Annotated in this window: 9 protein-coding genes; 8 read left to right on the top strand and 1 reads right to left on the bottom strand. The window is 73.0% G+C overall.

All coding sequences use genetic code 11. The annotated features are described in order from the left end of the window. Positions 1-233 precede the first annotated feature (233 nt). Positions 234-2,270 (bottom strand): hypothetical protein, encoded by a 2,037-nt coding sequence (locus OG852_RS35030; RefSeq protein ID WP_330350032.1) that lies wholly within the window; start codon positions 2,268-2,270, stop codon positions 234-236. A gap of 379 nt (positions 2,271-2,649) precedes the next feature. Between OG852_RS35030 and OG852_RS35025 the strand changes: the two genes are divergently transcribed. From OG852_RS35025 to aceE, 8 genes are all read left to right on the top strand, one after another. Next, positions 2,650-4,176 (top strand): leucyl aminopeptidase, encoded by a 1,527-nt coding sequence (locus tag OG852_RS35025; protein ID WP_133909994.1) that lies wholly within the window; start codon positions 2,650-2,652, stop codon positions 4,174-4,176. Between the two features lie 460 nt (positions 4,177-4,636). Next, complete coding sequence (gene lpdA / locus OG852_RS35020) at positions 4,637-6,025, top strand: dihydrolipoyl dehydrogenase (RefSeq protein WP_166663391.1); 1,389 nt, start codon at positions 4,637-4,639, stop codon at positions 6,023-6,025. A 60-nt stretch (positions 6,026-6,085) separates the two neighbouring features. After that, positions 6,086-7,873, top strand: a complete 1,788-nt coding sequence (gene sucB, locus OG852_RS35015) for a 2-oxoglutarate dehydrogenase, E2 component, dihydrolipoamide succinyltransferase (protein ID WP_133909992.1) — start codon at positions 6,086-6,088, stop codon at positions 7,871-7,873. 258 nt (positions 7,874-8,131) lie between these two features. Further along, complete coding sequence (locus OG852_RS35010; protein ID WP_133909991.1) at positions 8,132-8,770, top strand: GntR family transcriptional regulator; 639 nt, start codon at positions 8,132-8,134, stop codon at positions 8,768-8,770. Positions 8,771-8,907: 137 nt separating this feature from the next. Beyond that, a complete protein-coding gene (locus OG852_RS35005) occupies positions 8,908-13,527 on the top strand; it encodes a cation-translocating P-type ATPase (RefSeq protein ID WP_330350031.1) in 4,620 nt (1,539 codons plus the stop codon). 52 nt (positions 13,528-13,579) lie between these two features. Beyond that, a complete protein-coding gene (locus OG852_RS35000) occupies positions 13,580-13,711 on the top strand; it encodes a hypothetical protein (RefSeq protein WP_330350030.1) in 132 nt (43 codons plus the stop codon). Between the two features lie 104 nt (positions 13,712-13,815). Continuing rightward, on the top strand, positions 13,816-14,205 hold the full coding sequence (locus OG852_RS34995; RefSeq protein WP_330350029.1) for a hypothetical protein: 390 nt from the start codon (positions 13,816-13,818) through the stop codon (positions 14,203-14,205). 268 nt (positions 14,206-14,473) lie between these two features. Further along, positions 14,474-17,176: a pyruvate dehydrogenase (acetyl-transferring), homodimeric type gene (aceE, locus tag OG852_RS34990; protein WP_330350028.1), complete on the top strand. Its 2,703-nt coding sequence runs from the start codon at positions 14,474-14,476 to the stop codon at positions 17,174-17,176. The last annotated feature ends 24 nt before the right edge of the window (positions 17,177-17,200 follow it).

The following is a 17,200-nucleotide window of genomic DNA, read 5'->3' as shown; positions in this document are numbered from 1 at the left end:
GCGCCGCTTCCCCCTGTTGTGGTGCGGATTCGGTGGGGGAACTGCGGACCGGAGCCCGGGTGCGGGTTCGGTGTGGCCGGTCGCGCAGTTCCCCGCGCCCCTTTGGGGCTCTCGGCCCCCGGTGAGGTCTTGTGAGCGCGGTCGGCCCGCCGGAGCAGGACCTCGTGGCCGGTCGCGCCCACACGGCGGAGCCGCCTATCGATACAGCCCCGCGCCCCCTTGGGGCGTTGGTGTTACGGCAGCTTCAGGGTGACCGCTGACTGGAGGCCGGTGGGCGTGGTCCAGTCGGAGCGGCGGCCTGCGTACGGGGTGCCGAAGGCGGAGGTGGTGAGGAGCTGTTGCTTCTTGGTGCCCTCCGGTGCGGTGACCGGGATCTGGGTGCCGTTCGGGGCGGTGATCGTGACCGTGTTGCCGACGCGGTACGCGGTCACCTTGTTCGCGGCGACGGCGGCCTGCCAGGCGGCGCGGCGCTGGAGTTCGGTGCCGATGGCGCTCTGGCGGAGGTTCTCCAGGGGGGTGTTGTCGGCGAAGAGCGCCGTGTAGTCGGCGAGGACCTTCTCCATGACCGGGTAGAGCAGGCGGTCCTCGGCGAGGTTGGACTGGTGGGCGTAGTGCGGCCGCGGGTCGTTGCTGATGGCGTGGCCGAGGTCGGTGCGGGCCTCCTGGGGGACGATGACGTCGTCGTAGCCGGTGGCCGTGTCCAGCGGCTGGGAGAGGCAGGTGGAGGACGCGTTGCCCTCGCAGATGCCGCTGCCGCCGTCCGCCTTCGAGGTGTAGATCCAGTTGTACTCGTCGGCCATCTCGGCCTTGGTGCCCGTGTTGTAGTACACGTTCATCGGGTAGCGCGGGACGGTCAGCGCGTTGCCCACGGCGCGCTGCTCGGGCTCGCGCGAGTTGTCCGAGGCGATCCACTTGACGCCGTTGTCGGAGAGGGCGCGGGCCAGGTTCGGGTTGTCGTTCGGCTGCTGCGGCAGCGTCCTGAGGCCCGAGTGCTCGCCCGTGACCAGCTCGGTGCGGTCGATCGGCAGGCCCTTGGCGGCGGCCCAGTCGTTGTTGTCGCGGATCTGCGCGGAGATGTCGGCGCGGCTCATGTACTGCGTCGAGCCGTCGGCGTTCTTGGCGCAGCTCCACGGCACGGTGGAGGTGTCCTGCACACAGCCGAGGAACGGGTGGGTGTAGGTGTGGTTGATCCAGCGGTACTTGGCCTTGTCGGCGAGCAGCCGGTCGGCCATGGCGTCGGTGCCGCCGTTCTCGGTCTTCCACTCCTCCCCGGCGCCGGCGTTGTACACCATGTCCATGGTGAAGCCGTGGTCCTGCTGCCACTGGGCGGCGTAGGCCGCGTCGGCGGCCGTCATCCGGATCGGGGTGCCCTCGTCGTCCCCGCCGCCGACGCAGTCGATGTCGCCGGGTGTGCAGTTGCGCGCGGCGTCCCAGCGGGCGTCGGGCGCGAACACGTCGTCGACGTGGACGGCGAAGTAGTTGCGGGCCCGGCCCAGGTGGACGCCCTGGGTGAGCCACTCGACGATGCCGCGGGCCAGCAGCCGGAACTGCTGCTGGTACTGGTTGTAGGCGAACGTCACGACCAGCTCGCGGCGTCCGTCGTGGGCGTACTCGCCGACCAGGCTGCCGGTGCCGCCGCCCCCCGGCAGCGGTGCGTCGACATAGCTGGTGTAGCCGGCCCCGGGCGCCGCCAGGTAGCCGTAACTCTCGCCGATGGTCGGCGAGTTGTCCTCGAAGCTGAAGCCGCCGTCGAGGTATCCGAACCAGCCGGACCTGCCGGCCGCGGTGACGGACGCCTGCTGTCCGTCGAGGGAGCCGGAGTAGCTCGCGTACCCCAGGCCCACCTCCGGGTGCGCCCAGGTGTAGGCGTCGACCTGCGGGATGCCGTACGTCTTCTCGTAGGCCTCCAGCGCGGCCTGCTCGGCCGAACCGGCCCCGAACGGTGCCTCGTTGGGCAGTACGACGCCCTGGAACTTCGCCCGTGCGGTCCCGTTCACGGTGTCGGCCAGGAAGGCCGCGGTGATCGTCGGCCGGCTCGCGGAGTTGAGGTCGACGACGGTGTACGGGATGCCGGTGCTCTTCAGCTCGGCGGTGATGGCCTGCACGGGGGTGTCCCCGTTGTCCACGACCAGGACCTTCAGGTCGATCCGCGGCTCCCCCGCCGCGGCGGCGCCGGGTGCCGCCCCCAGACTCAGCGCCGTCAGCCCCGCGGCCGCCATGAAGGCGGCGGCGTTCTTGGCGTTTCTCCACATGTGCGCACGCTGCGCCATGGTGTGTCCTCCCCCAGAGATGGATCTCCGCGCGGGCAGCAGACATGGCTGTGCCGATACGGCGAAGAATCCGTGGAATTCGTGCGAAACAGCGAAGCGATCTCTTCGCCGGAACCCGACGAGTGTGACCCACCTCATGGAGTGCGAGGATCCAGAAGTGGCTACGACGCCACCGACAGGTGAACGCTCGCGTGCATGAGCGAATGCGCAGGCACGCGTAGGCTCGTTGCGGGGTTCGTCACGCCGGTTCGCCGCGCCGGTGCGACCGACCCCGGACGCGACCGCGCCCGCGGCCAGGACCTAGGGTCTGCTGCCGGGCCCGGTCGACCCACACATTCCGGCCACAGCAACTCCACATCGGAAGCGAGATTTCACCACCGTGACTGCTCTCACTCTCAGCACCGCCGCGGCGCCCGGCCTCCGGGCCGACGCGATCGTGATCGGTGTCGCCAAGGGCGCAAAGGGCCCGATCGTTGCCCCGGGCTCCGAGCCCGTCGACCAGGCCTACGACGGCCGCCTCGCCGGCGTGCTGGAAACCCTCGGTGCCACCGGCGCCGAGGGCGAGCTGACGAAGCTGCCCGCCCCGGCCGGCTTCAAGGCACCGCTCGTGCTCGCGGTGGGGCTGGGCGCGGAGCCCGAGAAGGACGCCTCCTTCGACGCCGAGGCGCTCCGCAGGGCGGCCGGCGTGGCCGCCCGCGCCCTCACCGGCTCCAAGAAGGCCGCCTTCGCCCTCCCCCTCACGGACGCCGGCGACGTCGGCGCGGTCGCCGAGGGCGTGGTGCTGGGCGCCTACTCCTTCGACACGTACAAGCAGAACGGCGCCGACGCCAAGGCGAAGAACGCCAAGGCACCGCTCGCCGAGGCCGCCCTGCTCGGCGGGAAGCCGCGCGACGCCGCCCACAAGGCCGCGCTCGCCCGTGCCACCGCCGTCGGCGAGGAGCTCAACCGGGCCCGCGACCTGATCAACATGCCGCCGAACGACCTCGACCCCGAGGCGTTCGCCGCCCTGGCGCAGACCGCGGCCAAGGAGCACGGCATCAAGGTGCAGGTGCTCGACGAGAAGGCCCTCGCCAAGGGCGGCTACGGCGGCATCCTGGGCGTCGGCGGCGGCTCCGCCGCGGCCCCGCGCCTGGTCAAGCTGTCGTACACCTCCTCCAAGGCGGACAAGCACCTCGCCTTCGTCGGCAAGGGCATCACCTACGACTCGGGCGGCATCTCGCTGAAGCCGGCCGGTCACAACGAGACGATGAAGTGCGACATGAGCGGGGCGGCGGCGGTCTTCGCCGCCGTGGTCGCCGCCGCGCGCCTCGGGCTCGAGGTCAACGTCACCGGCTGGCTCGCCCTGGCCGAGAACATGCCGTCGGGCACCGCCACCCGCCCGGGTGACGTGCTGCGGATGTACAGCGGCAAGACCGTGGAGGTGCTGAACACCGACGCGGAGGGCCGGCTCGTGCTGGCCGACGCGCTGTGGGCGGCGTCCCAGGAGAAGCCGGACGCGATCGTCGACGTGGCGACGCTGACCGGGGCGATGATGCTGGCGCTGGGCAGCCGGACGTTCGGGATCATGGCCAACGACGACGCGTTCCGCACCGCGGTGCACGAGGCCGCCGAGGAGGTCGGCGAGCCGGCCTGGCCGATGCCGCTGCCGGAGCACCTGCGCAAGGGCATGGACTCGGCCACCGCCGACATCGCGAACATGGGTGAGCGGATGGGCGGCGGGCTGGTGGCCGGGCTGTTCCTGCGGGAGTTCGTGGGTGAGGGGATCACCTGGGCGCATCTGGACATCGCCGGGCCCGCGTTCAACGAGGGCGGGCCCTTCGGGTACACGCCGAAGGGCGGCACCGGGACGGCTGTGCGCACGCTGGTGCGCCTCGCCGAACTGACCGCGGCGGGTGAACTGGGCTAGCCGCCTGGGCTGGGGGGACTGTGCGCCTGGTCACTCGGGTCCGACCGTCCGTGTGGCGAGTGCGGGCCGGATGTGGCCTGTCGCGCAGTTCCCCGCGCCCCTGAGTGGGACGAGTCACGCCCGCCTGCCAGGGAACCCAGCCGGTCGCGCCCGCGCGGCGCAGCCGCGGATCGACACGGCCCCGCGGCCCTGGTGGGACCACTGACGCCCGTCACCAGGGAGCCCAGCCGGTCGCGCCCGCGCGGCGGAGCCGCGGATCGACACGGCCCCGCGGCCCTGGGGTCGGCACAGTGGGGCGTCTCACATAGGTGCCCCGTGTCTCGTTGGCCTCCGACAAGTGCGAGGATGGGCGTCGGCAGGACAGGGCCCCCACCACAGGGCCGAAGAAAGAGCGGCCGGACACCAGCCGCCGGCGGTCAGCGACGACCGGCGCACGGCGCACATGCATGGAGGACGTGACGTGGCGAACGACGCCAGCACCGTTTTCGACCTAGTGATCCTCGGCGGTGGTAGTGGCGGTTACGCCGCGGCCCTGCGCGGGGCGCAGCTGGGCCTGGACGTCGCCCTGATCGAGAAGGACAAGGTCGGCGGCACCTGCCTGCACCGGGGTTGCATCCCCACCAAGGCCCTGCTGCACGCGGGCGAGATCGCCGACCAGGCGCGCGAGAGCGCGCAGTTCGGCGTCAAGGCCACCTTCGAGGGCATCGACATCGCCGGGGTCCACAAGTACAAGGACGGTGTCATCTCCGGCCTGTACAAGGGGCTCCAGGGGCTCGTCGCCTCCCGCAAGGTGACGTACATCGAGGGTGAGGGCCGGCTGTCCTCCCCCACCTCCGTCGACGTCAACGGACAGCGCGTCCAGGGCCGTCACGTCCTGCTGGCGACCGGCTCCGTGCCGAAGTCGCTGCCGGGCCTGGAGATCGACGGCAACCGGATCATCTCCTCCGACCACGCCCTCGTCCTGGACCGCGTACCGAAGTCCGCGATCATCCTCGGCGGCGGTGTCATCGGCGTCGAGTTCGCCTCGGCGTGGAAGTCGTTCGGCGCGGACGTCACCGTCATCGAGGGACTGAAGCACCTCGTCCCGGTCGAGGACGAGAACAGCTCCAAGCTGCTGGAGCGCGCCTTCCGCAAGCGCGGCATCAAGTTCAACCTCGGCACCTTCTTCTCGAAGGCCGAGTACACCGCCGACGGCGTCAAGGTCACCCTGGCCGACGGCAAGGAGTTCGAGGCCGAGATCCTGCTGGTCGCGGTCGGCCGCGGCCCGGTCTCCGCCGGTCTCGGCTACGAGGAGCAGGGCGTCGCGATGGACCGCGGCTACGTCCTGGTCGACGAGTACATGCGGACGAACGTCCCCACCATCTCCGCCGTCGGTGACCTCGTCCCGACCCTCCAGCTCGCGCACGTCGGCTTCGCCGAGGGCATCCTGGTGGCGGAGCGCCTGGCCGGTCTGAAGGCCGTCCCGATCGACTACGACGGTGTCCCGCGGGTGACCTACTGCCACCCCGAGGTCGCCTCCGTGGGCATCACCGAGGCCAAGGCCAAGGAGATCTACGGCGCGGACAAGGTCGTCGCTCTGAAGTACAACCTGGCGGGCAACGGCAAGAGCAAGATCCTGAACACCGCGGGCGAGATCAAGCTCGTCCAGGTCAAGGACGGTGCCGTGGTCGGCGTCCACATGGTCGGCGACCGCATGGGCGAGCAGGTCGGCGAGGCCCAGCTGATCTACAACTGGGAGGCGCTGCCGGCCGAGGTCGCCCAGCTCATCCACGCCCACCCGACGCAGAACGAGGCGCTCGGCGAGGCCCACCTGGCCCTCGCGGGCAAGCCGCTGCACGCGCACGACTGACCCCTCGGTCGACGAAGCGACGACACAGACTTCCGCAACTCGTAAGGAGCAACCGAAACCATGGCGGTTTCCGTAACCCTTCCGGCGCTCGGCGAGAGCGTCACCGAGGGCACCGTCACCCGCTGGCTGAAGGCCGAGGGTGAGCGTGTAGAGGCCGACGAGCCGCTGCTCGAGGTCTCCACCGACAAGGTCGACACCGAGATCCCCGCGCCCGCCGCGGGCATCCTGGCGTCCATCAAGGTCGCCGAGGACGAGACCGTCGAGGTGGGCGCCGAGCTGGCGATCATCGACGACGGCACCGGCGCGCCCGCCGCCGCTCCGGCTCCGGCCGCCGAGCCGGCCGCCGCTCCGGCCCCGGCCGCCCAGCCCTCCACCGAGCAGGCCGCCCCCGCCCCGGCGCCCACCGCCGAGGCCACCGCCGGCGCCGGCTCCGCCGAGGGCACGGACGTGGTCCTGCCCGCGCTCGGCGAGTCCGTCACCGAGGGCACCGTCACCCGCTGGCTGAAGTCGGTCGGCGACAGCGTCGAGGCCGACGAGCCGCTGCTCGAGGTCTCCACCGACAAGGTCGACACCGAGATCCCCGCGCCCACCTCGGGTGTGCTGCTGGAGATCGTCGTCGGTGAGGACGAGACCGCCGAGGTCGGCGCCAAGCTCGCCGTCATCGGCGCGCCTGGCGCGGCTCCGGCCGCCGCTCCGGCCCCGGCCGCCCCGGCCCCGGCGCCCGCCGCCGCTGCCCCGGCTCCGGCCGCTCCCGCCGCCCCGGCTCCGGCCCCGGCCGCTCCGGCCGCCCCGGCCGCCGCCGCTCCGGCCCCGGTCCAGCCCGCGGCCCCGGCCCCGGCCCCCGCGCCGGTGGCTCCGGCCCCGGTCGCCCCGGCGCCCGTCGCGCCCGCGCCCGCCGCCGCCCAGCCCACCGACGAGGGTGCCTACGTCACCCCGCTGGTGCGCAAGCTCGCCGCCGAGAACGGCGTCGACCTGGGCTCCGTCAAGGGCACCGGCGTCGGCGGTCGTATCCGCAAGCAGGACGTCATCGCCGCCGCCGAGGCCGCGAAGGCCGCCGCCGCTGCCCCGGCCCCGGCCGCCGCGGCTCCGGCCACCGCGAAGAAGGCCCCGGCGCTTCAGGTCTCCCCCCTGCGCGGCCAGACCGTCAAGATGCCCCGCATCCGCAAGGTCATCGGCGACAACATGGTGAAGGCGCTGCACGAGCAGGCGCAGCTCTCCTCCGTCGTCGAGGTCGACGTCACCCGTCTGATGCGCCTGCGCGCCCAGGCCAAGGACTCCTTCGCCGCGCGCGAGGGCGTCAAGCTCTCCCCGATGCCGTTCTTCGTGAAGGCGGCGGCCCAGGCGCTGAAGGCCCACCCGGTCATCAACGCCAAGATCAACGAGGCCGAGGGCACGATCACCTACTTCGACTCCGAGAACGTCGGAATCGCGGTGGACTCGGAGAAGGGCCTGATGACCCCGGTCATCAAGGGCGCGGGCGACCTCAACATCGCCGGTATCGCCAAGGCCACGGCCGACCTGGCCGGCAAGGTCCGCGGCAACAAGATCACCCCGGACGAGCTGTCCGGCGCGACCTTCACCATCTCCAACACCGGTTCGCGCGGTGCGCTCTTCGACACGATCATCGTGCCGCCGGGCCAGGTCGCGATCCTCGGCATCGGCGCCACGGTCAAGCGCCCGGCCGTCATCGAGACGGAGGAGGGCACGGTCATCGGCGTCCGCGACATGACGTACCTGACCCTGTCCTACGACCACCGCCTGGTCGACGGCGCCGACGCGGCCCGTTACCTGACCGCGGTCAAGGCGATCCTGGAGGCGGGCGAGTTCGAGGTCGAACTCGGCCTCTGAGCCACCCGATCACGCGGTACGGCGCCCCGCCCGGGCTCACTCGGGCGGGGCGCCGCTTTTGGCGTACGGCGACTCCGACTCCCAGGGGCGCGGGGAACCGGGCGACCCGGCACACACAACCCGTACCCGCCGGTGTAAGCCATGTCTCACCTGCGTAAAAGCGCCCCCGCCCGCCTGACCCGCGGCGCATACCGGCCGTATTGTCTAAACGTCAAACGCCCCCGGGGCCCAAGGGCGGCCCCTCCTTAAGGAGCACTCATGACCGCGCCCGTCGTCCACTCGCTGCGCGAACAGATCCGCGAGCACATCGTGGAGGGGATCGTCAGCGGGCGCTGGAAGCCGGGCGAGCGCATCGTGGAGCGGCGGATCGCCACCGAGCTGGAGGTCAGCCAGACCCCGGTGCGCGAGGCACTGCGCGAACTGGAGAGCCTGCGGCTGATCGAGTCCGCGCCGAACAAGGGCGTCCGGGTGCGGAACCTGACCGCGGCCGACCTGGAGGAGAGCTACCCCGTGCGGGCCGGCCTGGAGGCCATCGCCGCCGAGCTGGCGGCCGGGCGGCTGGCGGAGGACTGCTCGGCCCTGGAGCCGCATGTCGCCGCGCTCTACGAGGCCGACCGCAACGCCGACGGCACCGCCCAGGTGCGGCACACCGTGGGCTTCCACCGCGAGCTGGTCAGGGCGGCGGGCAACTCGGTGCTGCTGCACACCTGGGAGGGCCTCGGCATCGAGGTGTTCACCGCGCTGTCCATCCGCTGGCTGGGGACGCGTCAGCAGTCGTACGCCGAGGAGCACGAGGAGCTGGTCCAGGCGTTCCGCCGCCGGGACCCGCGGATCGCGGAGCTGGTGAAGGCGCATGTCCTCGGCTGCGCCCCCCGCGCCGCCGAGCCCGTCGTCTGACCCCTCCTCGACTCCTTCCTCCGGGGCATCCACCGGCCCGGTCGGGCAGGACGAGGCCGTCGTGATGTGCACATACTGGTGCGAACCGCGCGTCCTTCGGGATGCCGACCACGACCTCGTCGGCCGATGGAGGCGGAGTGATCTGGCCCGTGCTCTCCCCGTCCGCCCTCTCGCGCTCCGTCGCGTCGGCCTCCACGGCGGTGGGTTCCGCCCTGTCGGGGGCGCTGCGGGCCGTGACCGAGCAGCCGCTCCTCTCCTCGTCCCGGACCCTGCGGCACTGGCCGGTCGCGGGCGGTGTGCAGATCGAGGTACGGCGCCTGGGACGCCCCGGCACGGCCTGTGCCGCCCGGGCGGCGGAACGTGCCCTGCGGGAGCTGCCGGGTGTGCGCCGCGCCGAGGTGAACGGCGTGCTGGGCTGCGTCTACGTCGGCTGTGAGCCGGAGACCGACCTGGAGCGTGTGCTCGCCCTGGTCGCCGACGCGGACGCCGCCGCGCCCGAGCCGTCGGCCGAGCCCACCGACGAGCGGGGGGAGCCGGAGAGCGGGATGCGGCGGGCGCCGGGGCCGGTCGGGTTCCCGGGCGCGGCCGGTTCGGCGCTCGGCGCGGCCGTACAGCTCGGTGCGGGCGTGGTGGCGGTGGGGGTGTCGTCGGTGGGCGGGGTGCTGCGGCTGCGGGGGCTGCCGCCGGTCGTCCTGTCGGCGCTGCAACTGCTGGAGGCCACCCCCCGGGTGCGCGAGGGCATCGCGGACCGGGTCGGCGAGACGGCGGCCGAGTACGGGTGGTCCACGGCGAACCTGTTGCTGTCCACGTTGACGTTCCGGCCGCTCGGCGTCGCGGTGAGCACCGTGCTGGCCGGGGCCCGGTACGCGGAGGCGCACGCCCGGCGCCGGGCCTGGAGGGACTGGGCGCCCCGGCTGGCCGCGCACGAGGGGTCGTACCGGCATGACGCGGTGCCCGTCTACCGCCGGCCCGCCCCGCTGCCGCCGGGGCCCGGCGAGCGGTACGCCAACCTCGCGGTGCCGACGTCCGTGGCGGCGTACGGGCTCACCTCGCTGGGGACCCTCAGCCATGACCGGGGGCTGGCGCTGCTGACCGCCGGCACTCCGCGGGGGCCCCGGTTCGGGCGTGAGGCGTTCGCGTCCTCGCTGGCCCGGACGCTGGGCGACCGGGGAGCCCTGGTGCTGCGTCCGGAGGCGCTGCGCCGGCTCGACCGGATCGACATGGTCCTCCTCGACGCCCGGCTCCTGACCGGCGGCGGGTGGACGGTGGAGCACATGGTCCGGCCGGCCCCGGCGGGCGAGGAGCCCGAGGGGCTGCCGGACGACGACGAGATCCATGCGCGGATCCATGAGCTGGTCGAGGCGGGCGGGGTGCCCGAGGAGGGGCGGCGGGCCGGGAAGGCCGGGCGGGGGCGTTCCGGGTGGGCGCTGCGGCCGTTCCCGCGGGCGGGGGCCGAGGCGTCGGACGGGCGGCTGAAGAGCGTCGGGCCGGCCGAGGAGATGGCGGCCCGTGCCGCGCGGTGGGCCGAGGAGGGGGCGCGGGTCCTGGTCGTCGAACGGGCGGGCAGCCCGGTCGCGGTGGCCGCCCTGGTGCCCCAACTGCATCCGCTGGCCGGTCACTTGGTGCGTGCGGCGGCGGAGTGCGGCGAGGTGCGTCTGGTCGGCGGGCCGCCCGGGCTGCACCGCCGGTTCGGGCTCGCCGAGGCGGCGCCCACCGGACATCGTCGTACGGCCGCGCTGGTCCGTTCCCTCCAGGCGGAGGGGCACGGTGTCGCGGTGGTGACGGCGCGGGCCGGACGGGCCTTCACCCGCGCGGACCTGGGCGTCGGCGTGCTCACCGGTACCCGGCGGGTGCCGTGGGACGCGGATGTGGCGGCCCCGCCGGACGTCGCCCATCTGCTGCTGACCGCGCTGCCGGAGGCCCGGCGGCTCGCCGTGCTGTGCGCCCGTCTGGAGGGCGCGGGCGCCCTCGCGGCGTCGGCGCTCGGTCTTCTCGTCCCCCGTCCCGGTGCCTGGGCGCGGGCGCGGCTGGTCTCCGACGGGGTGACCGTGTCCGGGATCACCGCGGGTTTCTGGGCGGCCCGCCGGCTGCACGCCCGCCCGGCGCCGGCGGCCACCGAACGCACGCCCTGGCACGCCATGACGGTACGTCAGGTGATGGGCCGGCTCGGCACCTCCTCGCGGGGTCTGGACGAGGCGGAGGCGGCCCGGCGGCGGCAGTCCGAGGGGCGTGGCCCGCACGCCGGTCCGATGACGCTGGCCGGCCGGATCGCGGAGGAGCTGGCGAATCCGCTCACCCCCGTCCTGGCGGTCGGCGGGGGTATCTCGGCGGCGCTCGGCTCGGTCGTCGACGCGGTGCTGATCGGCGGTGTCCTCGGGGTGGACGCGCTGGTGGGCGGGGTGCAGCGGCAGCGGGCCGACGAGGAGGCGGAGCGGCTGGTCGAGGCGACCTCGGTGCGGGCGCGGGTGCGCCGGGGCACCGGGGGCGAGCCGGTCGAGGTGCCCGCCGAGCTGCTGGTGCGCGGTGATGTGGTCGATCTGCGGGCCGGCGACTCGGTGCCGGCGGACTGCCGGGTGGTGCGGGCGAGGGGGCTGGAGGCGGACGAGTCCAGCCTCACCGGCGAGTCGCTTCCGGTCGCCAAGGACTCGGCGCCGAACGCGGCCCGTGCCGTGGCGGACCGGACGTCCATGCTCTACGAGGGGACGACGGTGGCGGCGGGGCACGCGCTCGCCGTGGTCGTCGCCACCGGGGCCGCCACCGAGGCGGGCAGCGCCGCCCAGGCGGGTCCCGAGGACGGGCCGCCGGAGAGCGGGGTGGAGCGGCGGCTCAAGGCGCTGGGGCGGTGGTTCCTGCCGATGTCGGTGGCGGCGGGCGTCGCGCTGTTCGCCGTCGACCTGGTGCGCAGCCGGCCGCTGGGCGCGGCCCTGGGCTCCGCGGTGAGCCTGTGCGTGGCCGCCGTACCGGAGGGGCTGCCGTTCGTCGCGACGGTCGCGGAGCTGGCGGCGGCCCGTCGGCTGTCCGCCCGGGACACCCTCGTGCGCAGCGCGTCCACGATCGAGGCGCTCGGGCGCACCGATGTGCTGTGCTTCGACAAGACGGGCACGCTCACCGAGGGCAGGATCACGCTGCAGCAGGTGTCCGACGGGCGGGAGAGCCGTCGTCCCGACGGTTTCGGCCCGGCGCTGCGGCGGGTGGTGGCCACGGCGGCCCTGGCGGGGCCGCCGGGTCCGGCGTCGGGGCTCACGCACCCCACCGACCGGGCGATCGCGGCCGCGGCCGAGCTGCTGGGTGAGGCGCCGGCGCGGGCGGCGGGGCATGGCGCGGACACCTGGGAGCGGGTCGCGGAGCTGCCGTTCGAGCCGGGCCGTGGCTTCCACGCGGTGCTGGGGCGCTCGGGGGGCCGGGCGCGGATCGTCGTCAAGGGCGCTCCGGAGGTCGTGCTGGCGCGCTGCGAACGGGTGCGGCGCGAGGGCGCCGACGAGCCGTTCGGTGAGGGGGCGCGGGAGGAGACCGAGGCGGAGATCGACCGGCTGGCCCGGCAGGGTCTGCGGGTGCTCGCGGTCGCCGAGCACGTCCTCGCACCGGACGCGCCGCAGGACGACGGCGAGCTCGCCGAGGTCGCCGACGTCAGCGACGAGAACCTCGACGGCCTGTGTCTGCTGGGGCTGCTGGGGCTCGCCGACCCGGTGCGGGCCACCGCCGCGGAGAGCGTGCGCCGGCTGGCCCGGGCCGGGGTGCGGATCGTCATGGTCACCGGTGATCATCCGAGCACCGCCGCGGCGATCGCCCGGGAGCTCAGGCCGCACGAGGAGCCGCGGCTGATGACGGGGGCGGAGCTGGACGCCCTGGACGACGACGCGCTCGCCGGTGCGCTGCCGGGGGTGACCGTGTTCGCGCGGGTCACCCCGGCGCACAAGGCGCGGATCGTGGGCGCGTTGCGCTCGGGCGGCAGGATCGTCGCGGTGACGGGTGACGGCGCCAACGACGCGCCCGCGATCCGGATCGCCGACGTGGGCATCGCCCTGGGCTCACGGGCGACGCCCGCGGCCCGTTCCGCGGCCGACGTGGTGATCACCGACGACCGGATCGAGACGATCGTCGACGCGATCGTCGAGGGGCGGGCCATGTGGGCCTCGGTGCGCAAGGCACTGGGCATCCTGCTCGGCGGCAATGTCGGGGAGATCGCGTTCACGCTGGCGACCGGTCTGTTCACCGGCGGCAGTGCGCTGAACGCGCGCCAGTTGCTCCTGGTCAACCTGCTCACGGACATGCTGCCGGCGATGGCGATCGCCGCGCGGCCGCCGGCCGACGATCCCGACCGGCTGCTCGCGGAGGGGCCGGAGGCCTCCCTCGGGGCGGCGCTCACCCGGCACATGCGGCTGCGTGCCGTCGTCACCACGGCGGCCGCCGCCGGCGCCTGGGTGGCCGCCCGGGCGACCGGTACGCGGGGGCGCGCCGACACGGTGGCGCTGGTCGCGCTGGTCTCCTCCCAGCTCCTGCAGACGCTGCAGGACGCGGGGCGCGATCCGCTGGTCGCCGTGGCCGTGGTGGGGTCGCTGGTGACGCTGGTCGTGGTGGTGACCGTCCCGGGGCTCAGCCACTTCTTCGGCAGCCGGCCCCTGGGGCCCGGGGGCTGGACGATCGCCGTGACGTCGGCGGTGGCCTCGGTGCTGGTGCCGGCCCTGGTGCAGCACCTCCGCACGGTCGGGCAGAGTTCACCCGCCGTACACCCGCAGGCCGCCGCGTGGACGGGATGAGACCGGACAAAGGAGCCGTCCCCGCACGTCGCACACGAAAGACGGCCACACCATGCCGCACTTCCTCACCGCACTCCTGACCCACGTGGCGATCGCCCTCCTGGAGGCCGCGCTGATACGTCTGTCGCTCATGCTCTGGAAGTCCTTCGTCACCGCGGGGCGCCCCGCGGTGACGGCTGCCTGATGTCATCTGATTCATTCAGGTTTATACAGGTGAGCATGTTTTGTTCGATGAGGGGATGGAAGGCGACATAAGGAGAGTTTCGTTCCTACTGAGGGAGGACGGAGATGACTTCTCCGCAGACCCAGACGGAGGACCACGAGAAGAACGCGGGCAAGGTGCTGCACATGCACACCGCGCATCCGCGGGTCAGCATCCCGTATGTGACGCCCGGTGACATGTTCACCGGCGCCCGCTCCGCGACCGCGAAGCTTCCCGCCCCGCGCAAGCTCCTGTTCTACGGGGCCCTCGGCGGCATGGCCGCCCTCGAGGTCCTGGAGTGGCCGGTCGCGCTGGCCATCGGCGCCGCCACCGAGGTGATCACCCGGGGTCAGCGGCAGACGGCCGCACGGCAGCAGGGCGAGGCACGGCAGCAGGGCGAGCGGACCGAGGGCCCCACCGCCGCGCCCGCCGCACCGCCGGAGACCCCGAGGGCCGCCCAGGGAACGATGACCTGACACCCGCGCCCACCGCACACGCACGCCCCTCAGCACTCATCCGAGCAGGGAAAACACGGCACCGCGTGCCCGGATCACTGGCACCGCATGCCAATTTCTCCTGGACCGAGAGTTTTTGCCCGTCAACCTTTGATCGATCATCGATCAGGGAGTTACAGTCGCCGACGGGCCTGTACCCGGGGCCCACAGCCCTGTCCTGCCAAAGACCAAGGGCACCCCCGAACCCTTACCGATGAGGGAACCCCCTTCGACTGAGGAAGGCGGCGACATGACCGACCCCAACGCCATCCAGCCGAGCGAGCTCGACCAGCTCCCGGACCGCGACCCGGAGGAGACCGCCGAATGGCAGGCCTCGCTGGACGCGGTCGCCAAGGCGGCCGGCCCGCACCGAGCCGCGTACCTGATGCGCCGCACGCTGGAGAGGGCGGAGGGCAACGGCATCGCGCTGCCGAAGCTCCTCGAGACCGACTACGTCAACACCATCCCCACCGCCGCCGAGCCGTCCGCGCCCGGTGACGAGGAGATGGAGCGGAAGATCACCGCCTGGAACCGCTGGAACGCGGCCGCCATGGTGACCCGCGGCTCGAAATACGGCGTCGGCGGCCACATCGCCACCTTCGCCTCCGCGGCCTGGCTCTACGAGACCGGCTTCAACCACTTCTTCCGTGGCAAGGAGGCCGACGGCTCGGGCGACCAGCTCTACATCCAGGGCCACGCCTCCCCCGGCATCTACGCCCGCGCCTTCCTCGACGGCCGCCTGAACGAGTCCCACCTGGACAACTTCCGCCGCGAGTCCGGCGGCAACGGTCTGCCCTCGTATCCGCACCCGCGCCGGCTGCCCTGGCTGTGGGAGTTCCCGACCGTGTCGATGGGTCTCGGCCCGCTCTCCGCGATCTACCAGGCCCGGTTCAACCGGTACCTGACCAACCGCGGCATCAAGGACGTCTCCGCCTCCCACGTCTGGGCCTTCCTCGGCGACGGCGAGATGGACGAGCCCGAGTCGACGGCGGCGCTCGCGCTCGCCTCGCGCGAGGGCCTGGACAACCTGACCTTCGTCGTCAACTGCAACCTGCAGCGCCTCGACGGGCCGGTCCGCGCCAACTTCAAGATCGTGCAGGAGCTGGAGGCCCAGTTCCGCGGCGCCGGCTGGAACGTCGTCAAGACGCTGTGGGGCACGGCGTGGGACGAGCTGTTCCAGCTCGACACCACGGGTGCGCTCGTCCGCCGGCTGCGCGAGGTGCCGGACGCCCAGGTGCAGACGTACCAGACGCGCGACGTCGCCTACATCCGCCAGGACTTCTTCGGCAAGGACCCGGCGCTCGTCAAGATGGCCAAGCTGCTGTCCGACGACAAGATCCTCGAGTGTTTCCACCTCTCCCGCGGTGGTCACGAGGCGCGCAAGGTCTACGCCGCCTACAAGGCCGCCGTCGAGTTCAAGGGCGCGCCGACCGTGATCCTGGCCCAGACGGTCAAGGGCCACACCCTCGGCGAGGGCTTCGCGTCGAAGAACGCCAACCACCAGATGAAGAAGCTGACGGTGGACGAGTTCAAGGCGATGCGCGACCTGCTCGAACTGCCCATCAAGGACAGCGACTTCGTCGACGGTGTCGTCCCCTACGGCCACCCCGGCGCCGACTCCCCCGAGGTCCGCTACCTCCAGGAGCGCCGCGCGGCCCTCGGCGGCCCGGCCCCGGCCCGCCGTGTCCACCCGCTGGCCCCGCTGCCCGCCCCCGCGGAGAAGGCGTTCGCCTCCTTCGACAAGGGCTCCGGCTCCCAGAACGTGGCCACCACCATGGCCTTCGTCCGCCTGATCAAGGACCTGGTCCGCGACAAGGAGACGGGCAGGCGCTGGGTGCCGATCGTCCCCGACGAGGCGCGCACCTTCGGCATGGAGAGCCTGTTCCCCTCGCTGGGCATCTACTCCCCCAAGGGCCAGACGTACGAGCCGGTCGACCGCGACCAGCTCATGTACTACAAGGAGGCCAAGAACGGCCAGATCCTCAACGAGGGGATCACCGAGGCCGGTTCGATGGCCGACTTCATCGCCGCGTCCACCGCGTACTCCACGCACGGTGAGGCGATGATCCCGTTCTACATCTTCTACTCGATGTTCGGCTGGCAGCGCACGGCCGACCAGATGTGGCAGCTCGGCGACCAGCTCGGCCGCGGCTTCCTCGTCGGCGCCACCGCGGGCCGTACGACGCTGACCGGCGAGGGTCTGCAGCACGCCGACGGCCACTCCCCGGTCATCGCCGCGACCAACCCGGCCGCGCTGACGTACGACCCGGCGTTCGCGTACGAGATCGCCGTGATCGTCAAGGACGGTCTGCGCCGGATGTACGGCGAGGCCGCCCCGGGTGAGGACCCGAACGTCTTCTACTACCTGACGGTCTACAACGAGCCGCTGCCGCAGCCCGCGAAGCCGGCCGGCCTCGGTATCGACGAGGGCGTCGTCAAGGGCCTGTACCGCTTCAACACGGCGGAGTCGGCGGGCCTGTCCCCGGCGGCGAACGCCCCGCGCATCCAGCTGCTGGGCTCCGGTACGGCGATCCACTGGACGCTCGAGGCGCAGAAGCTGCTCGCCGAGGAGTGGGGGGTGGCCGCCGACGTGTGGTCCGCGACCTCCTGGTCCGAGCTGCGCCGGGACGCGCTGGAGGCCGACGCGGCGCTGCTGCGCGGCGAGGAGCGCATCCCGTACGTCCGCCAGGCGCTGCAGAGCGCCGAGGGCCCGGTGCTCGCGGTCTCCGACTACATGCGCCAGGTCCCGGACCAGATCGCGCAGTGGGTCGAGCAGGACTGGTCCTCGCTCGGTGCGGACGGCTTCGGTCTCTCCGACACCCGTGAGGGCGCCCGCCGCCACTTCGGCGTGGACGCCCAGTCGGTCGTCGTCGCGGCGCTCGCCCAGCTCGCCCGGCGCGGTGAGGTCAAGGCGACCTCGGTGAAGGAGGCGCGCGAGCGCTACGGCCTGTAGGCCGGCCGGTAGGTCACGGTTCGG

This window comes from Streptomyces sp. NBC_00582, assembly GCF_036345155.1.
Taxonomy (GTDB): domain Bacteria; phylum Actinomycetota; class Actinomycetes; order Streptomycetales; family Streptomycetaceae; genus Streptomyces.
Note: the sequence above shows the minus strand (reverse complement) of the source record. Positions and strands in the feature narration are given on the sequence as shown.

Coding starts and splice junctions, on each gene's coding strand:
- OG852_RS35010 (WP_133909991.1), top strand. CDS start 8,132: ATGACCGCGCCCGTCGTCCACTCGCTGCGCGAACAGATCCGCGAGCAC.
- OG852_RS35000 (WP_330350030.1), top strand. CDS start 13,580: ATGCCGCACTTCCTCACCGCACTCCTGACCCACGTGGCGATCGCCCTC.
- OG852_RS35030 (WP_330350032.1), bottom strand. CDS start 2,270: ATGGCGCAGCGTGCGCACATGTGGAGAAACGCCAAGAACGCCGCCGCC.
- OG852_RS34995 (WP_330350029.1), top strand. CDS start 13,816: ATGACTTCTCCGCAGACCCAGACGGAGGACCACGAGAAGAACGCGGGC.
- sucB (WP_133909992.1), top strand. CDS start 6,086: ATGGCGGTTTCCGTAACCCTTCCGGCGCTCGGCGAGAGCGTCACCGAG.
- aceE (WP_330350028.1), top strand. CDS start 14,474: ATGACCGACCCCAACGCCATCCAGCCGAGCGAGCTCGACCAGCTCCCG.